The organism is Rhodopseudomonas sp., assembly GCF_013377015.1.
Classification (GTDB): Bacteria; Pseudomonadota; Alphaproteobacteria; order Rhizobiales; family Xanthobacteraceae; genus JARJEH01.
Genome location: NZ_JACABA010000002.1, coordinates 1,136,785 through 1,149,545 on the forward strand (window position 1 = coordinate 1,136,785; position 12,761 = coordinate 1,149,545).

At 64.0% G+C, this 12,761-nt stretch carries 17 protein-coding genes; 16 read left to right on the forward strand and 1 reads right to left on the reverse strand.

The genetic code is table 11. From position 1 onward, the window contains the following. The first annotated feature begins 14 nt into the window (after nucleotides 1–14). The 4 genes from HXX15_RS13820 (at nucleotide 15) to HXX15_RS13835 (ending at nucleotide 3,382) form a co-directional block, all read left to right on the forward strand. Complete coding sequence (locus HXX15_RS13820; protein WP_296516633.1) at nucleotides 15–692, forward strand: spermidine synthase; 678 nt, start codon at nucleotides 15–17, stop codon at nucleotides 690–692. A gap of 77 nt (nucleotides 693–769) precedes the next feature. Beyond that, nucleotides 770–1,108 (forward strand): hypothetical protein, encoded by a 339-nt coding sequence (locus tag HXX15_RS13825; protein ID WP_296516634.1) that lies wholly within the window; start codon nucleotides 770–772, stop codon nucleotides 1,106–1,108. A 97-nt stretch (nucleotides 1,109–1,205) separates the two neighbouring features. After that, on the forward strand, nucleotides 1,206–1,487 hold the full coding sequence (locus HXX15_RS13830) for a FeoA family protein (RefSeq protein WP_296516635.1): 282 nt from the start codon (nucleotides 1,206–1,208) through the stop codon (nucleotides 1,485–1,487). Nucleotides 1,488–1,501: 14 nt separating this feature from the next. Beyond that, nucleotides 1,502–3,382, forward strand: a complete 1,881-nt coding sequence (locus HXX15_RS13835) for a ferrous iron transporter B (protein WP_296516636.1) — start codon at nucleotides 1,502–1,504, stop codon at nucleotides 3,380–3,382. 18 nt (nucleotides 3,383–3,400) lie between these two features. On the opposite strand, the gene HXX15_RS13840 is transcribed toward HXX15_RS13835, so the two are convergent. Beyond that, the gene (locus HXX15_RS13840) at nucleotides 3,401–4,255 is read right to left on the reverse strand and encodes a xanthine dehydrogenase (protein ID WP_296516637.1); all 855 of its coding nucleotides are present in this window, start codon (nucleotides 4,253–4,255) and stop codon (nucleotides 3,401–3,403) included. A gap of 330 nt (nucleotides 4,256–4,585) precedes the next feature. On the opposite strand from HXX15_RS13840, the gene HXX15_RS13845 reads away from it, so the two are divergent. The 12 genes from HXX15_RS13845 (at nucleotide 4,586) to HXX15_RS13900 (ending at nucleotide 12,759) form a co-directional block, all read left to right on the forward strand. Then, nucleotides 4,586–5,401: an SDR family oxidoreductase gene (locus HXX15_RS13845; protein WP_296516950.1), complete on the forward strand. Its 816-nt coding sequence runs from the start codon at nucleotides 4,586–4,588 to the stop codon at nucleotides 5,399–5,401. 288 nt (nucleotides 5,402–5,689) lie between these two features. After that, nucleotides 5,690–7,435 (forward strand): nif-specific transcriptional activator NifA, encoded by a 1,746-nt coding sequence (nifA, locus tag HXX15_RS13850; protein ID WP_296516638.1) that lies wholly within the window; start codon nucleotides 5,690–5,692, stop codon nucleotides 7,433–7,435. A 171-nt stretch (nucleotides 7,436–7,606) separates the two neighbouring features. Next, nucleotides 7,607–7,801, forward strand: coding sequence for a 4Fe-4S dicluster domain-containing protein (locus tag HXX15_RS13855; protein WP_296516639.1), 195 nt, complete (start codon nucleotides 7,607–7,609; stop codon nucleotides 7,799–7,801). Nucleotides 7,802–8,074: 273 nt separating this feature from the next. Next, nucleotides 8,075–9,631: a nitrogenase cofactor biosynthesis protein NifB gene (nifB, locus tag HXX15_RS13860; RefSeq protein ID WP_296516640.1), complete on the forward strand. Its 1,557-nt coding sequence runs from the start codon at nucleotides 8,075–8,077 to the stop codon at nucleotides 9,629–9,631. Nucleotides 9,632–9,708: 77 nt separating this feature from the next. After that, a complete protein-coding gene (locus tag HXX15_RS13865) occupies nucleotides 9,709–9,933 on the forward strand; it encodes a 4Fe-4S binding protein (RefSeq protein WP_296516641.1) in 225 nt (74 codons plus the stop codon). 10 nt (nucleotides 9,934–9,943) lie between these two features. Beyond that, nucleotides 9,944–10,309, forward strand: coding sequence for an iron-sulfur cluster assembly accessory protein (locus HXX15_RS13870; RefSeq protein ID WP_296516642.1), 366 nt, complete (start codon nucleotides 9,944–9,946; stop codon nucleotides 10,307–10,309). A 3-nt stretch (nucleotides 10,310–10,312) separates the two neighbouring features. Beyond that, nucleotides 10,313–10,852, forward strand: coding sequence for a tetratricopeptide repeat protein (locus HXX15_RS13875; protein WP_296516643.1), 540 nt, complete (start codon nucleotides 10,313–10,315; stop codon nucleotides 10,850–10,852). Further along, the gene (locus HXX15_RS13880) at nucleotides 10,842–11,642 is read left to right on the forward strand and encodes a 4Fe4S-binding leucine-rich repeat protein (protein ID WP_296516644.1); all 801 of its coding nucleotides are present in this window, start codon (nucleotides 10,842–10,844) and stop codon (nucleotides 11,640–11,642) included. The genes HXX15_RS13875 and HXX15_RS13880 overlap by 11 nt, the downstream gene beginning before the upstream one ends. Further along, on the forward strand, nucleotides 11,633–11,941 hold the full coding sequence (locus tag HXX15_RS13885; RefSeq protein ID WP_296516645.1) for a nitrogen fixation protein NifZ: 309 nt from the start codon (nucleotides 11,633–11,635) through the stop codon (nucleotides 11,939–11,941). Before HXX15_RS13880 ends, HXX15_RS13885 begins: the two co-directional genes overlap by 10 nt. Continuing rightward, nucleotides 11,941–12,177 (forward strand): nitrogen fixation protein NifZ, encoded by a 237-nt coding sequence (locus tag HXX15_RS13890; protein WP_296516646.1) that lies wholly within the window; start codon nucleotides 11,941–11,943, stop codon nucleotides 12,175–12,177. Before HXX15_RS13885 ends, HXX15_RS13890 begins: the two co-directional genes overlap by 1 nt. A gap of 97 nt (nucleotides 12,178–12,274) precedes the next feature. Then, nucleotides 12,275–12,484 carry a putative nitrogen fixation protein NifT gene (nifT, locus tag HXX15_RS13895; RefSeq protein ID WP_296516647.1) on the forward strand — a complete coding sequence of 70 codons (210 nt, stop codon included), beginning with the start codon at nucleotides 12,275–12,277 and terminating at the stop codon, nucleotides 12,482–12,484. A 2-nt stretch (nucleotides 12,485–12,486) separates the two neighbouring features. Next, complete coding sequence (locus tag HXX15_RS13900; RefSeq protein ID WP_296516648.1) at nucleotides 12,487–12,759, forward strand: hypothetical protein; 273 nt, start codon at nucleotides 12,487–12,489, stop codon at nucleotides 12,757–12,759. The last annotated feature ends 2 nt before the right edge of the window (nucleotides 12,760–12,761 follow it).

Sequence of the window (12,761 nt, forward strand, 5' to 3'; positions counted from 1 at the left end):
CTGAGAGGTGTCTCGTGATTCCATGGTGTCTGATCGACACGGCGCGGGTGCCCGGCGCCGACGCCGAGCTTCGCCTGATGCGGCGGGGGTCCGAATTCTCGATCATGCTGGGGCAAAACGAGCTGATGAACAGCCGTCTCAGCGGCTCGGAACAGGCGCTCGCCACCATCGTCTGCGAGAGGCTACGCGCGGTGGAGCGGCCGCGAATGCTGATTGGCGGATTGGGGATGGGGTTCACGCTGCGGGCCGCGCTGGCGCAGCTCGGAAGCGGGGCGAGCATCGTGGTCGCCGAACTGATCCCAGCTGTGCTGGCATGGGCGCGGGGCCCGATGGCGGAAATTTTCGGGGACAGTCTGACGGATTCGCGCGTCAGCATCCGCGAGGCCGATGTCGGGGAGGTGATCGGAGCCGGCCGGCTGGCATTCGACGCCATTCTACTCGACGTCGATAACGGCCCCGAAGCGCTGACCCGCGAGGCCAACAATGCGCTTTACGATTTCAGAGGATTGCGCGAGGCCCGCGAGGCGCTGCGTCCCGGCGGCGTGCTGGCGGTGTGGTCGTCCGGACCCGATCCGGGTTTCGCCAAGCGACTTCGAGAATCTGGCTTCGAGGTGGATGAGATCAAGGTGCGCGCCAATGGCGCGCGCGGCGGCGCGCGGCATGTGATTTGGGCGGCGACCCGGCGCGGCTAATATGTCGCGGGGGTCAGAACCGCCTTGCGATCAGCAGCCCGAGCAGCACCGATCCCGAACACGCGGCGACTGTGACCATGTTCGCCAGGTTCTGGGTGATCACCATCGATATTGAAAAAGAGGAAGGAAATGACTGCTTCGCCTTGCGGCGCCTCGATGCGGCCGACTTTGTCGATGACATGGTGCTTCCTAAGTGGCGGGTCAGGCCGTTTGGCGGCCTGACCCTGACGCCTTCCCTGCCGAGGTTTGCCCCCGATCATGACTGGACCTTCGCATGCCGAGTTGGCTCAAAGCTTAACCGGGCTGGTAAACCAAAACTGACCGCGATCAATGGTTTACGACTTTCACGCTCATTGCGTGCCGGGCGACCGCAGTTTTGTGCCAGATCAAACCAATTTCCGCCGATTCCGTCTTAGCTGCGAATTGTTGGCGCCTGTTGCAATCGTCTGGAGTTCGGATCGGCGCGGGATTGAATCGATTGACCTCCGCGAGCCGCGATTGGAACAACGGACGATGACCAAGAACCATCACAAGGGCGGCAAGCATCCCATCCTGCTCGGAAATGCGCGGCGTGGGTTTCGCGGCATTGTCCATGCGATCGAATCCGACGGCGTGGCCTCGGCGCTGCATCCGGTCGAACTGGAGAGTCGTCTGATCGAACTTGGCTTTGTCGAGGGCGCCAGGATCGAGGTGCTGCACGAAGGCATCATCGGCCGCGACCCGATCGCGGTCCGTGTCGACAATATTACCATAGCGGTGCGGCGACGCGAGGCGATGGCCGTCGTGTTGATGTGACGATCGCCGCACGAATGAGCACAATCGATCTTCGTCCGCTGAATCTTGCGCTGGTGGGAACCCCGAACAGCGGCAAGACCTCGCTGTTCAACGCACTGACCGGCAGCCGTCAGAAGGTGGCGAACTATCCGGGCGTCACCGTGGAGCGCAAGGCCGGGGTGTTTACCACGCCGGACGGCCGCAGTGTGACGCTGGTCGACCTGCCGGGGACCTATTCGCTGCGCGGCCGCAGCCCCGATGAGGATATCACCCGCGACATCGTGCTCGGCCGGTTTCCCGGCGAGGCGGTTCCCGACCTCGTCCTGTGCGTCGCCGACACCACCAATCTGCGGCTGACCTTCCGCCTTGTGCTCGAACTCAAGGCCACCGGCCGCCCCTTGATGCTGGTGCTGAACATGTACGACATCGCGCTTCGACGCGGCGTCACCGTCGATGTCGAGCGATTGAGTGCGGCGCTCGGGGTTCCGGTGGTCACCTCGATCGCCGTCCGCAAAGGCGGCATCGCGGACCTGCTAAAGCGCACTGATGAATTTGCCGCCCGCGCGCCGGCGGCGCTGATCGAAAGCAGCTGGAAGCCGCTCAGCGTCGCCGAGTTGCGCGCGACCCAGCGTCAAGCCGACCGCATCATCGCCGATTGCGTCAGTCTGCCGTCGAGGCCGGACACCATGACCGCCCGGATCGATGCGGTTGTGTTGCATCCGGTGGCCGGCCTGGTGCTGCTGATCGCGGTGCTGTTCGTGATGTTCCAGGCGGTGTTCTCATGGGCGCAGCCGATCATGGAGATCCTGGCCGCCGGTTTCGCCACGCTTGGCCAGTTCGTCCACGACACCCTGCCGGAAGGCCTGTTGCAGAGCTTTCTGCAGAACGGCGTGATCTCCGGCGTCGGCAGTGTGATCGTGTTCCTGCCGCAGATCGTGATCATCTTCCTGGTGATCCTGCTGCTGGAAGATTTCGGCTACATGGCGCGCGCGGCGTTCCTGATGGACCGCATCATGGGCGGCGCCGGGCTGCACGGCCGCGCCTTCATTCCGCTGCTGTCGAGCTTCGCCTGCGCCATCCCCGGCATCATGGCGACGCGGGTGATCGACAACCGCCGTGACCGGCTGACCACCATCCTGATCGCGCCGCTGATGACCTGTTCGGCGCGGATTCCAGTCTACACCCTGATCATTTCGGCGTTCATTCCCTCGGAGCAGGTCTGGGGCTGGGTCAATCTGCAGGGGCTGGTGATGTTCGGCCTGTACACGGCCGGCATCGTCAGCGCGCTCGCGGTGTCGTTCCTGGTGAAATTCTTCCTGTGGCGGGACTACGAGCCTGCGCCGTTCATGCTGGAGCTGCCGGACTATAAATTGCCGCGGCTGCGCAGCATTGCGATCGGCGTCTATACCCGTGCCAAGATGTTCCTGCAGCGCGCCGGCACCACGATTTTCTCGATGATGGTGCTGATCTGGTTTCTGGCGTCGTTTCCCCGGCCGCCGGCGGGGACGACCGAGCCCGCGATCAATTTCAGTCTGGCCTCGATCATCGGACACGCGATCGAGCCTCTGCTGGCGCCGCTCGGCTTCAACTGGCAGATCGCGGTGGCGCTGATTCCGGGCATGGCGGCGCGCGAGGTTGCGGTCGCCGCACTCGGCACGGTCTACGCGATCGAAGGCGGCAAGGAGGCTGCCGAGCAGATCGGGCAGCTGCTGGCAACCAAATGGAGCCTGGCCACCGCGCTGTCATTGCTCGCCTGGTACATCTTTGCGCCGCAATGCGCCTCGACCCTGGCCGTGATCCGGCGTGAGACTGGGAGCTGGCGCTGGATGGCGGTGACCTTCGCCTACATGTTCGCGCTGGCCTATCTCGCCAGCCTGATCACCTACAAGATCGCGGTGGCGCTTGGCGCCGGCTGACCAGCGATTGGTGATGCGCTACGCCGGATAGGTCGGCGCAGCGGCGGCGACGCCGGGTCGCCGTGTGCTTGACTCGACCGCGCTCAGCACCGCCTTGGCGATGGTGCGGCCGCGGTCGTCGATCCCGGTCCATTGTGCATGCCGGCCGCGAGGATCGATTTCCAGCAGCTTGACCCCGGCCGGGACCTCGCTGCCGTCCCGAACGATGCCGCGCAGGATGCCGTCGCACGGCGCCCGCACCGGGGCGCCGGCCAAGTGACCGAGCACGAAGCCCTTGAACACGCGGGAGCCGATCTCGACGGCAGTGTGCCAGCGGCCCTTGCCCTGGGAATAGGAGAAGCGCTCGGCGCCGGCCCCGCCGAGCGGGCTGGCAACGCCGTCGGCGGCGTCGGTCCAGCCCTCGCGGACCAGCAGCCCGCTACGGCCGGGTCGGGTCTCGATCGCAACATCGCAATTCGCGCTGCTCGAGAATCCCGGCCCGAGGCCGATCGCGAGCCGCGCCAGCCGACGCAAATCAGGAGTCACGCGATGCTTCTGCAGACGCGCATCGATCAGTACGTCGATCGCCCCAACGGTGAGTAGATCGGGCAAGGCCAGCCAGGTCACCTGAATCCGATCGGAGTGGCGCAGCGCTTTGAAGACCTGCACACCGTCGTCGGCGCGCTCGCCGGGGATGCCGTTGACCGCGACCGCATCGCCGAACAGCGCGTCGTGAAACGCCATCTTGCGGCGGATCACCGGCGGATACGGATCGTGCGACAGCACCACGCCATAGCGCGCGCGATGCAGGTGGACCGCGACCGCGGAGGCGATCTCGCTGGTCCCCAGCACGATGGCGAAGCGTTTCCGGCTATGGTCGGCTGGGTGATGCATCCGCGGTGCGCCCGTCACGGTTTTGTTATCCGGCCGCAACAAAGCAAGAGCCGGACCAGCCGCGCGGTGGCCGGAAGCCGGCGGAGCGGCATTCCGGAACCGCCGTTCATGACCAACTTGGCCGCTTGTGTCGGGAAACGCACGCGAATGCTGTTTGCAAGCTCCCACCTTGTCGAGCAGCAGACACTCAGCTGTCGGAGGTCTGCCGTTTTTGGCCGGAAAGGCGATGGCCCAATTCCTGCAGTCCCTGTCGTGAGCTGACAAGAATAAGCAGTTCAGTGGAGAGCGTTCGTGGCAGGCATCAGCGAGATTTCATACGCCGATGGGCGAATGCCGGCGGCCGGACCGGCCGGGACAACCGCACCGGGGGCCTGTCCATTTCACAACGATCAGCGCGAGAGCCGCTCGGGGAAGCAGAAGACGCTGGTCCTGACCGGTGCCTCCCGCGGCATCGGTCATGCCACCGGGAAATTGTTCTCGGACGCCGGTTGGCGAATCATCACCTGCTCGCGTCAGCCGTTCGACGACGATCGCTGCCCCTGGAGCACCGGGATGGACAACCACGTCGCTATCGAACTGTCGGACCACGGCGCGCTGCCGCGCGCCATCGCCGAATTGAAGGAGAAGCTCGCCGGCGCGCCGCTGCACGCGCTGATCAACAACGCGGCGATCTCGCCGAAGAATTCGGACGGCGAGCGGCTGAGTTCGCTGACGACGCCGGTCTCGACCTGGATGAGCGTGTTCCACGTCAATCTGCTCGCCCCGGTGCTGCTGGCGCAGGGCCTGTTCGAGGAATTGCGGGCGGGGAGCGGCTCGATCATTAACGTCACCTCGATTGTCGGTTCGCGGGTACATCCGTTCGCCGGCACCGCCTATGCGACGTCAAAGGCCGCGCTGACTTGCCTGACACGCGAAATGGCGCATGACTATGCACCATACGGTATCAGGGTAAATGCGATCGCGCCGGGCGAAATCAAGACCGACATCCTGTCGCCTGAAACCGAGGCATTACTGGCGCCGACCATTCCGATGGGCCGGATCGGGACGCCGGACGAAGTCGCCAAGGTGATGTTTTTTCTATGCTCCGATGCTGCGAGTTACGTCACCGGCGAGGAGATTCACATCAATGGCGGTCAGCACGTCTAATACTTGTCGGCAAAGCCGTGTTGCGGGTTGGTAGGATGTTGCTACCAGCGCCGCTGTTTTGATCGCGGCGATTTGTTCTAGATCAATGACTGGCTCAGAAGTTGAGATTCGGAGCTAAGTAATCGACCATTTGTAGGGTTTCCGCGGTGGGTAAAATCTGTGCATGTCCAGCTACCAACTTCCGCAGCGATGCAGCCAAGATGAGCACGACATCTGGTTGAACATCATACACAATCCCGCAATGCTTCGAAGCTAGAGGGGGGAGGTCCGGAGCACAGGAGATAGCAGATGGCTCACCGCGATATACGCCTTGTTGATAGCGATGAATTGCGGCCGACCCCGGCTCCGATACCGCTGAGTGAGATCGCGCTCACCGGGATATTCGAAATTTCGAAGATTCTCACCGCGCCGGCACGGCTTGAGACCACTTTGGCCAATGTTGTCAATCTGCTGCAGTCGTTCCTGCAGATGCGTAACGGCGTGGTGTCCTTGCTGGCCGACGACGGCGTTCCCGACATCACCGTCGGCGCCGGCTGGAACGAGGGCAGCGACGGCCGCTACCGCGCCCGCTTGCCGCAGAAGGCGATCGACCAGATCGTGGCGACCGCGGTGCCGCTGGTTGCTGACAATGTCGCCGCCCATCCGATGTTCACCCCGGCCGATGCGGCCGCGCTCGGTGCCTCCGCCGAGACCAGAGTCTCTTTCATCGGAGTGCCGATCCGGATCGATTCCCGGGTGGTCGGAACGCTGACGATCGACCGGGTCCGCGACGGACGGGCGAATTTCAGGTTCGATGCCGACGTCCGCTTCCTGACCATGATTGCCAATCTGATTGGCCAGACCGTCAAGCTGCACCGCGTGGTGGCGCGCGACCGCGAGCGGCTGATGGCGGAGAGCCATCGTCTGCAGAAAGAGCTGTCGGAGCTGAAGCCGGCCAAGGAGCGCAAGCGGGTCAAGGTCGATGGTATCGTCGGCGAGAGCCCGGCGATCCGCACCTTACTTGCCAAGGTCAGTATCATCGCCAAGTCGCAATCGCCGGTCCTGCTGCGCGGCGAATCGGGGACCGGCAAGGAATTGATCGCCAAGGCGATCCACGAATTGTCGGCGCGCGCCAACGGCCCCTTCATCAAGATCAACTGCGCGGCGTTGCCGGAATCCGTGCTTGAATCGGAATTGTTCGGGCACGAGAAGGGCGCGTTCACCGGCGCGATCAATTCGCGCAAGGGCCGGTTCGAACTGGCCGACAAGGGCACGCTGTTCCTCGACGAGATCGGCGAGATCTCGCCGTCATTCCAGGCCAAGCTGCTGCGGGTGCTGCAGGAGCAGGAATTCGAGCGGGTCGGCGGCAACCATACCATCAAGGTCAACGTCCGCATCGTCGCTGCGACCAACCGCAATCTCGAGGAAGCCGTCGCGCGCAACGAGTTCCGCGCTGATCTGTATTACCGCATCAATGTAGTGCCGATGATTCTGCCGCCGTTGCGCGATCGGCCCAGCGACATCCCGCTGCTGGCAACGCAGTTCCTGAAGAATTTCAACAAGGAGAATGATCGCGAACTGGCGTTCGAGAGAGCGTCGATCGAGCTGTTGAAGGCCTGTTCGTTCCCCGGCAATGTCCGTGAACTGGAGAATTGCGTGCGGCGGACCGCGACGCTGGCGCCGGGTCCCGCGATCGTTGCGAGCGATTTCGCCTGTCATCAGGACGAGTGCCTGTCGGCGATTCTGTGGAAGGGGCATGCCGTCCCCGCGCCGGAACGGCCGCGCCCCGAGATCCCGCTGCAGGTGCTGCCGCGCAGGGTTCTGGCCGACCCGGTCGGCGTCAGCGAAGCGCCGCGGTTGCCGGCGGCTCAGCCCGCCGCGCCAAGCCATGCGGAGTCGGCCGCCGATTTGCAGATGTCCGAACGCGATCGCCTGGTCGATGCCATGGAACGCGCCGGCTGGGTGCAGGCCAAGGCCGCGCGGATTCTCGGACTGACGCCGCGTCAGATCGGCTACGCGCTGAAGAAGCACGACATCGAGGTCAAGCACTTCTGAGCCTGGCCGGTCGGAGTTGGTCTGTCAGACTTGCGACATGGTGTCGGGCCCCCGACACCGGCGGCGCTCCGTGCGCGGCGAATCATCAAGCAAATCCAATGACTAACCTTCTGGCACGGGGCTTGAAAGACGATTGCACAATGCAATGTCTGCGAACCTCAGGAGTCTGTCATGGCCTACAAGATTGTCGCCTCGCAATGCACCGTGTGTGGCGCATGTGAATTCGAATGCCCGAACGCCGCGATCTCCATGAAGCGCGGCATGTATGTGATCGAAGCGGCGAAATGCACCGAATGCGAAGGTCATTTCGACAAGCCGCAATGCGTCGCGGTATGTCCGGTCGAAAATACCTGCATTCCAGCCTGATCGATCCGGTTGTGGCAGTGCGCGCATCCAATGTCTCGTTCGCAACAGCGGCGCCTCGATCGGGCGTCGCTTGTCGCCGATATCACAACGCGCGCAATGCTAACTCCTTGCAGTGGCAACGATTCATGAACGAGGCGGCGCTGGCACGTTAGTTGCGTAGTACCTCTCCGAATGTTGCAAGGCTTCGGTCGACGCCGTCAGGCCAGACCTATCAGGCCAAGACCAATAACGGGCATGTCGCGCGCCGGGCGCGACGATCAACGAGGGCCGACCATGCAAAAGTTGCTACAGCTGCAAGACTTCGGTGGGCCCGGCGCAAAGACGCTCGACGAGGTGCGTCGCGAGGCGGCGCAAGGCGGATGTAGCAGCACCGGCGGCAGCGGCAAGGCGAGCTGCGGGTCGGGCGCCGGGCAGGGTGATCTTTCGCCGGAGGTCTGGGACAAGGTCAAGAACCATCCCTGCTACAGCGAACAGGCGCATCATCACTTCGCCCGCATGCATGTCGCGGTGGCGCCAGCCTGCAACATCCAGTGTAACTACTGCAATCGCAAATATGATTGTGCCAACGAATCCCGCCCCGGCGTTGTCAGCGAGAAGCTGACGCCAGAACAGGCCGCGCGCAAGGTGTTGACGGTGGCTTCAACGATCCCACAGATGACCGTGCTCGGCGTCGCCGGCCCCGGCGACCCGCTGGCCAATCCGGGCAAGACCTTCAAGACCTTTGAACTGGTCGCCGAGACCGCGCCCGACATCAAGCTGTGCCTGTCGACTAACGGGTTGACGCTGCCCGACCACGTCGACCGGATTCAGGCGATGAATGTCGATCACGTCACCATCACCATCAACATGGTCGACCCGGAGATCGGCGCCAAGATTTATCCGTGGATCTTCTACAACCACCGCCGCATCGAGGGCGTCGAGGCGTCGCGGATTCTGTCAGAGCGGCAGTTGCTGGGCCTCGAAATGCTCACCGCGCGCGGCATCCTGGTCAAGGTCAACTCGGTGATGATCCCCGGGGTCAATGACAAGCACCTGGTCGAGGTCAACAGAGCGGTGAAGTCGCGCGGCGCCTTCCTGCACAACATCATGCCGTTGATCTCCGAGCCGGAGCACGGCACGGTGTTCGGCCTGACCGGCCAGCGCGGCCCGACCGCGCAGGAGCTGAAGGCGCTGCAGGATGCCTGCGAGGGCGAGATGAACATGATGCGGCATTGCCGGCAGTGCCGCGCCGACGCCGTCGGCCTGCTCGGCGAGGACCGCAGCGCCGAATTCTCCACCGACAAGGTGATGGAGATGGAGGTCGAATACGACCTCGAGGCGCGTCAGGCCTATCAGGCCAAGGTCGAGCAGGAGCGCGAGGTGATCGCCAGGGCCAAGCAGGCCGAGCTCGCCAAGCTCGCGGACGAGACCAGCGCGATCAAGATCCAGGTTGCGGTCGCCACCAAGGGCGGCGGGCGCGTCAACGAACATTTCGGCCACGCCCACGAATTCCAGATCTACGAAGTCTCGACCACGGGCGCCAAGTTCATCGGCCATCGCCGCGTCGATCTGTATTGCGAGGGCGGCTATGCCAGCGCCGACGGCGTCGAACCGATTATCCGGGCGCTGAACGACTGCTCCGCCGTGCTGGTCGCCAAGATCGGCGTCTGCCCGAAGGATTCGCTGGAGGGCGCCGGGATCGAGGCGGTCGAGACCTACGCGTTCGAGTTCATCGAGAAATCGGTGATCGCGTATTTCAAGGACTATCTGGAGCGCGTCGGTAAGTCGGAGATCCGCCACGTCGTGCGCGGCGATGCCGACATCCGCCAGGGCGCGTTTATCGAGACCTGAGCGTTGCAATCGATGCGCCGCCATCCGCGGCGCGAGACCGAGGAGACCGGGCATCCGCCCGCAGTGAAGGACAGAAAATGGCTTACAAGATCATCGCCTCGCAATGTACCTCGTGTTCCGCTTGCGAGCCGGAATGCCCGAACGTGGCCATCTACGAGAAGGGCGGCACCTTCGTCATCAACCCGAAGAAATGTACCGAATGCCTTGGTCATTTCGACGTTCCGCAATGCGTCGCGGTGTGCCCGGTGGAGAACACCTGCGTGATCGACAATTCGGTTCCGCGCTACCAGGCGCCAGCGTGAGGAGGCCGCGATGGATTTCAGCTTCACCCCATCGGCTGAGAAATTCATTCGCCGGATGATTCGCTTCAGCGGCGGCGCCGGTGGATTCCGGTTGTCGGTGAGTTCCGGCGGTTGCTCCGGGCTCGCCGCGGAATTCGACGTCGAGGCCGCGCCGCGCTCCGGCGACGCCGTGGTCAGCCATGACGACATCAAGCTGTTCCTGCCGGCCGAGAGCCGGCTGCTGCTGCAGGGCGTCACCATCGACTTCGTCGAAACCCCGACGCGGAGCGGCTTCGTGTTCCACGATCCGAAGCCGAATGTTTGCGGCTGCGCCAGCGACGACGTCGCGGCGACCAAGCCCGCCAGTAACAGCCTGCACCAGTTGCGGGAGTTCTGAGCGATGCCGGGGGCGCTGCACAGCGAGCTGACGATGTCCGGGCCGGAGCAGTCGCTGCTGGCGAACGCCCTGCTCGGCGCGGGACTGCCGTTCGAGGCGCAGCGGCATCTGGACCTCGCCGGGATGCAATATCAGCGCGACGACATCGCCGAGCAGCATCTGCGCGAGGCGCGGGCGCTGGCGCCGGATCACGCGGCGGTGCTGATCGGTCTGTACCGGTTCTACTTCTACAAGGGCAAGCTGGACCAGGCGCTGGAGATCGCCGAGTCCTGCCTCGCCAAGGCGGCGCGGGACAACGGTCTCGATTCCGACTGGCGCAAGGTACGGCGCGCAGACGCCGAGTTCTCCACCTACGCCGCGGTGCTGCCGCGGTTCTATCTGTTCACGCTGAAGGCCTACGCCTATCTGCGGATGCGCTTGGGCGATCTCGGCGAAGGCCACGCGGCGATCGAGAAGCTGCTCGAACTCGATCCCAGCGACAAGGTCAATGCCGGCGTGCTGCTCGGCGTCTGGCAGCGGATCGGACAGCCCGATGACGACTGACATCGACGAAGCCAAGGATTGGCGCGGCGAGGAGGTGAGCTGCGCAAGTTGCCCGCGTCAGGCGCTGTTGGCCGAGGGTCGCTGCGCCTTGAAGCGTGCCTGCGTGCAGGATCGTTACGCCAGACGAATCGAGCGATTCTTCGACTGGAACCGGGCGCTCGCGGACGACTACCTCGACCATCCCTATTTCGAGGTGCGCGCCATCGCCGCCGGCTATGCCACCGTCTTTCTGCTGCCGCGGATGCTGGACGATCCGGACGAGACCGTGCGCTGGTGTGCCGCCCGCCGCCTGCCGAAACGCTTCTTGCTGCCGCTGCGCAACGACGCGCATCGTGAGGTGAGGATCCGCGTCGCCTCGGTGCTCGGCGACGACGAATTGCGGCCGATGTTTCACGATTCCGACTATTACGTGCGGCTGGTGATCGCCCGGCGCGTGGCGCCGTCGATGCTCCCGCTGCTGGTGCTCGATCCGGATACAGAGGTTCGCCGCGAGGTGGCCCGCCGGATCGGCACGGAATGGCTCACCCACATCGCGATGGACGAGGACGGCGACGTCCGGCTCGAAGCGGCGCGGCGGATGTCGCCCGGTCGGCTGCTGGGGCGGATCGACGATGCCGACTGGCGCGTTCGCTACGAAGTCGCGAGCCGGGTCGATGCCGCCGAACTCAACAGGCTGCTGGACGATCCGGACCCGGTGGTACGGGACCTGGCATGGACTCGCGTCGCCGCGGAAACCACCCAGCCGGTCGCGAGCCTGATTCCAACGCAAGTAACGGAGACATGCCCGTGAGCAAGATCAACCGCGATAGCGATGTTGTCGAACTCGACGGTCCGCCGGCTTTCGCCTACGGGCAGAAGGTGCGCTCGCGCCTCAGCATCCGCAATGACGGCACTTTCCCCGGCAAGGAAATCGGCGATGTGCTGGTGACCAAGGGCGACGAAGGCTATGTGGTCGGGATCGGAACCTTCCTGCAGCAATTCTACATCTACACCGTCGACTTCGTCGCACTCGGACGCAAGGTCGGGATGAAGCGCAAGGAACTGGAGCCAGCCGCTGCCGTCGATGCCCCGGACAGGGAGGTCGCGTGATGGAGCCGGCACAGCCGAAATTTCAGTGGGGCCAGCGGGTGCGAGCCTTCGTCGATCTGTTCAATGACGGCTCGTTCCCCGAACAGCCCGAGGGCGCGCTGCTGGCCAAGACCGGCGACGCCGGCGAGGTCGTCCAGGTCGGCATGCATGTCGAAACCAATAGGCCGGTCTATCTGGTCGAATTCGCTCCCAATCGTGTCGTGGGTTGTCTCGAGGAGGAGATCGCGGCGCTGTAGAGCATGATCCCCGAAAAGTGGATACCGGTTTTCGGCCAGGATCATGCTCAAACAACAAATCGTCGTCGCTCGGGCGGCCAAACCAAGGAAGATATTGATGAAGGTGATGATCCGCAGGAGCGCGCAGGGCCAGCTCTCGGCCTATGTGCCGAAGAAGGATCTGGAAGAGCCGATCGTGGCGATGGACAATCCGGAGATCTGGGGCGGCAAAGTGACGCTCGCCAATGGCTGGCAGCTGGAGTTGCCGGCGCTCGCGGCCGACACCAAGCTGCCAATCACGGTCGAAGCGCGACGGCTGAGCGAATAGCGATGGCGCTGTCGGCCGACGATCTCACCAGGATTGAAGCGCTGCTCGGCGCAGCCGAGGCCGACGCCCAGACGCTGGTGGCGTTGCGCCGGCAATTCCCCGGCCTGTCGCTGACGCGCTGCGACGCCTCCGACGTCGACTCCGAACAGCCATTCCGCGAATATCCGCGGTTCAGCCTGTATCTGGTCGACGGCACCGATCATTGCTGGCGCCTCACCATCGATCCGGACCGCGCCACCGGACTTGTCGTCGTCCAGCACAAGGTGGCGGCATGAAC

Excerpts from the sequence above, each read along its gene's own strand:
- HXX15_RS13825 (WP_296516634.1), top strand. The coding sequence starts at position 770 with ATGTTCGCCAGGTTCTGGGTGATCACCATCGATATTGAAAAAGAGGAA.
- HXX15_RS13830 (WP_296516635.1), top strand. The coding sequence starts at position 1,206 with ATGACCAAGAACCATCACAAGGGCGGCAAGCATCCCATCCTGCTCGGA.
- HXX15_RS13835 (WP_296516636.1), top strand. The coding sequence starts at position 1,502 with ATGAGCACAATCGATCTTCGTCCGCTGAATCTTGCGCTGGTGGGAACC.
- HXX15_RS13840 (WP_296516637.1), bottom strand. The coding sequence starts at position 4,255 with ATGCATCACCCAGCCGACCATAGCCGGAAACGCTTCGCCATCGTGCTG.
- HXX15_RS13845 (WP_296516950.1), top strand. The coding sequence starts at position 4,586 with ATGCCGGCGGCCGGACCGGCCGGGACAACCGCACCGGGGGCCTGTCCA.
- nifA (WP_296516638.1), top strand. The coding sequence starts at position 5,690 with ATGGCTCACCGCGATATACGCCTTGTTGATAGCGATGAATTGCGGCCG.
- HXX15_RS13855 (WP_296516639.1), top strand. The coding sequence starts at position 7,607 with ATGGCCTACAAGATTGTCGCCTCGCAATGCACCGTGTGTGGCGCATGT.
- nifB (WP_296516640.1), top strand. The coding sequence starts at position 8,075 with ATGCAAAAGTTGCTACAGCTGCAAGACTTCGGTGGGCCCGGCGCAAAG.
- HXX15_RS13865 (WP_296516641.1), top strand. The coding sequence starts at position 9,709 with ATGGCTTACAAGATCATCGCCTCGCAATGTACCTCGTGTTCCGCTTGC.
- HXX15_RS13870 (WP_296516642.1), top strand. The coding sequence starts at position 9,944 with ATGGATTTCAGCTTCACCCCATCGGCTGAGAAATTCATTCGCCGGATG.
- HXX15_RS13875 (WP_296516643.1), top strand. The coding sequence starts at position 10,313 with ATGCCGGGGGCGCTGCACAGCGAGCTGACGATGTCCGGGCCGGAGCAG.
- HXX15_RS13880 (WP_296516644.1), top strand. The coding sequence starts at position 10,842 with ATGACGACTGACATCGACGAAGCCAAGGATTGGCGCGGCGAGGAGGTG.
- HXX15_RS13885 (WP_296516645.1), top strand. The coding sequence starts at position 11,633 with ATGCCCGTGAGCAAGATCAACCGCGATAGCGATGTTGTCGAACTCGAC.
- HXX15_RS13890 (WP_296516646.1), top strand. The coding sequence starts at position 11,941 with ATGGAGCCGGCACAGCCGAAATTTCAGTGGGGCCAGCGGGTGCGAGCC.
- nifT (WP_296516647.1), top strand. The coding sequence starts at position 12,275 with ATGAAGGTGATGATCCGCAGGAGCGCGCAGGGCCAGCTCTCGGCCTAT.
- HXX15_RS13900 (WP_296516648.1), top strand. The coding sequence starts at position 12,487 with ATGGCGCTGTCGGCCGACGATCTCACCAGGATTGAAGCGCTGCTCGGC.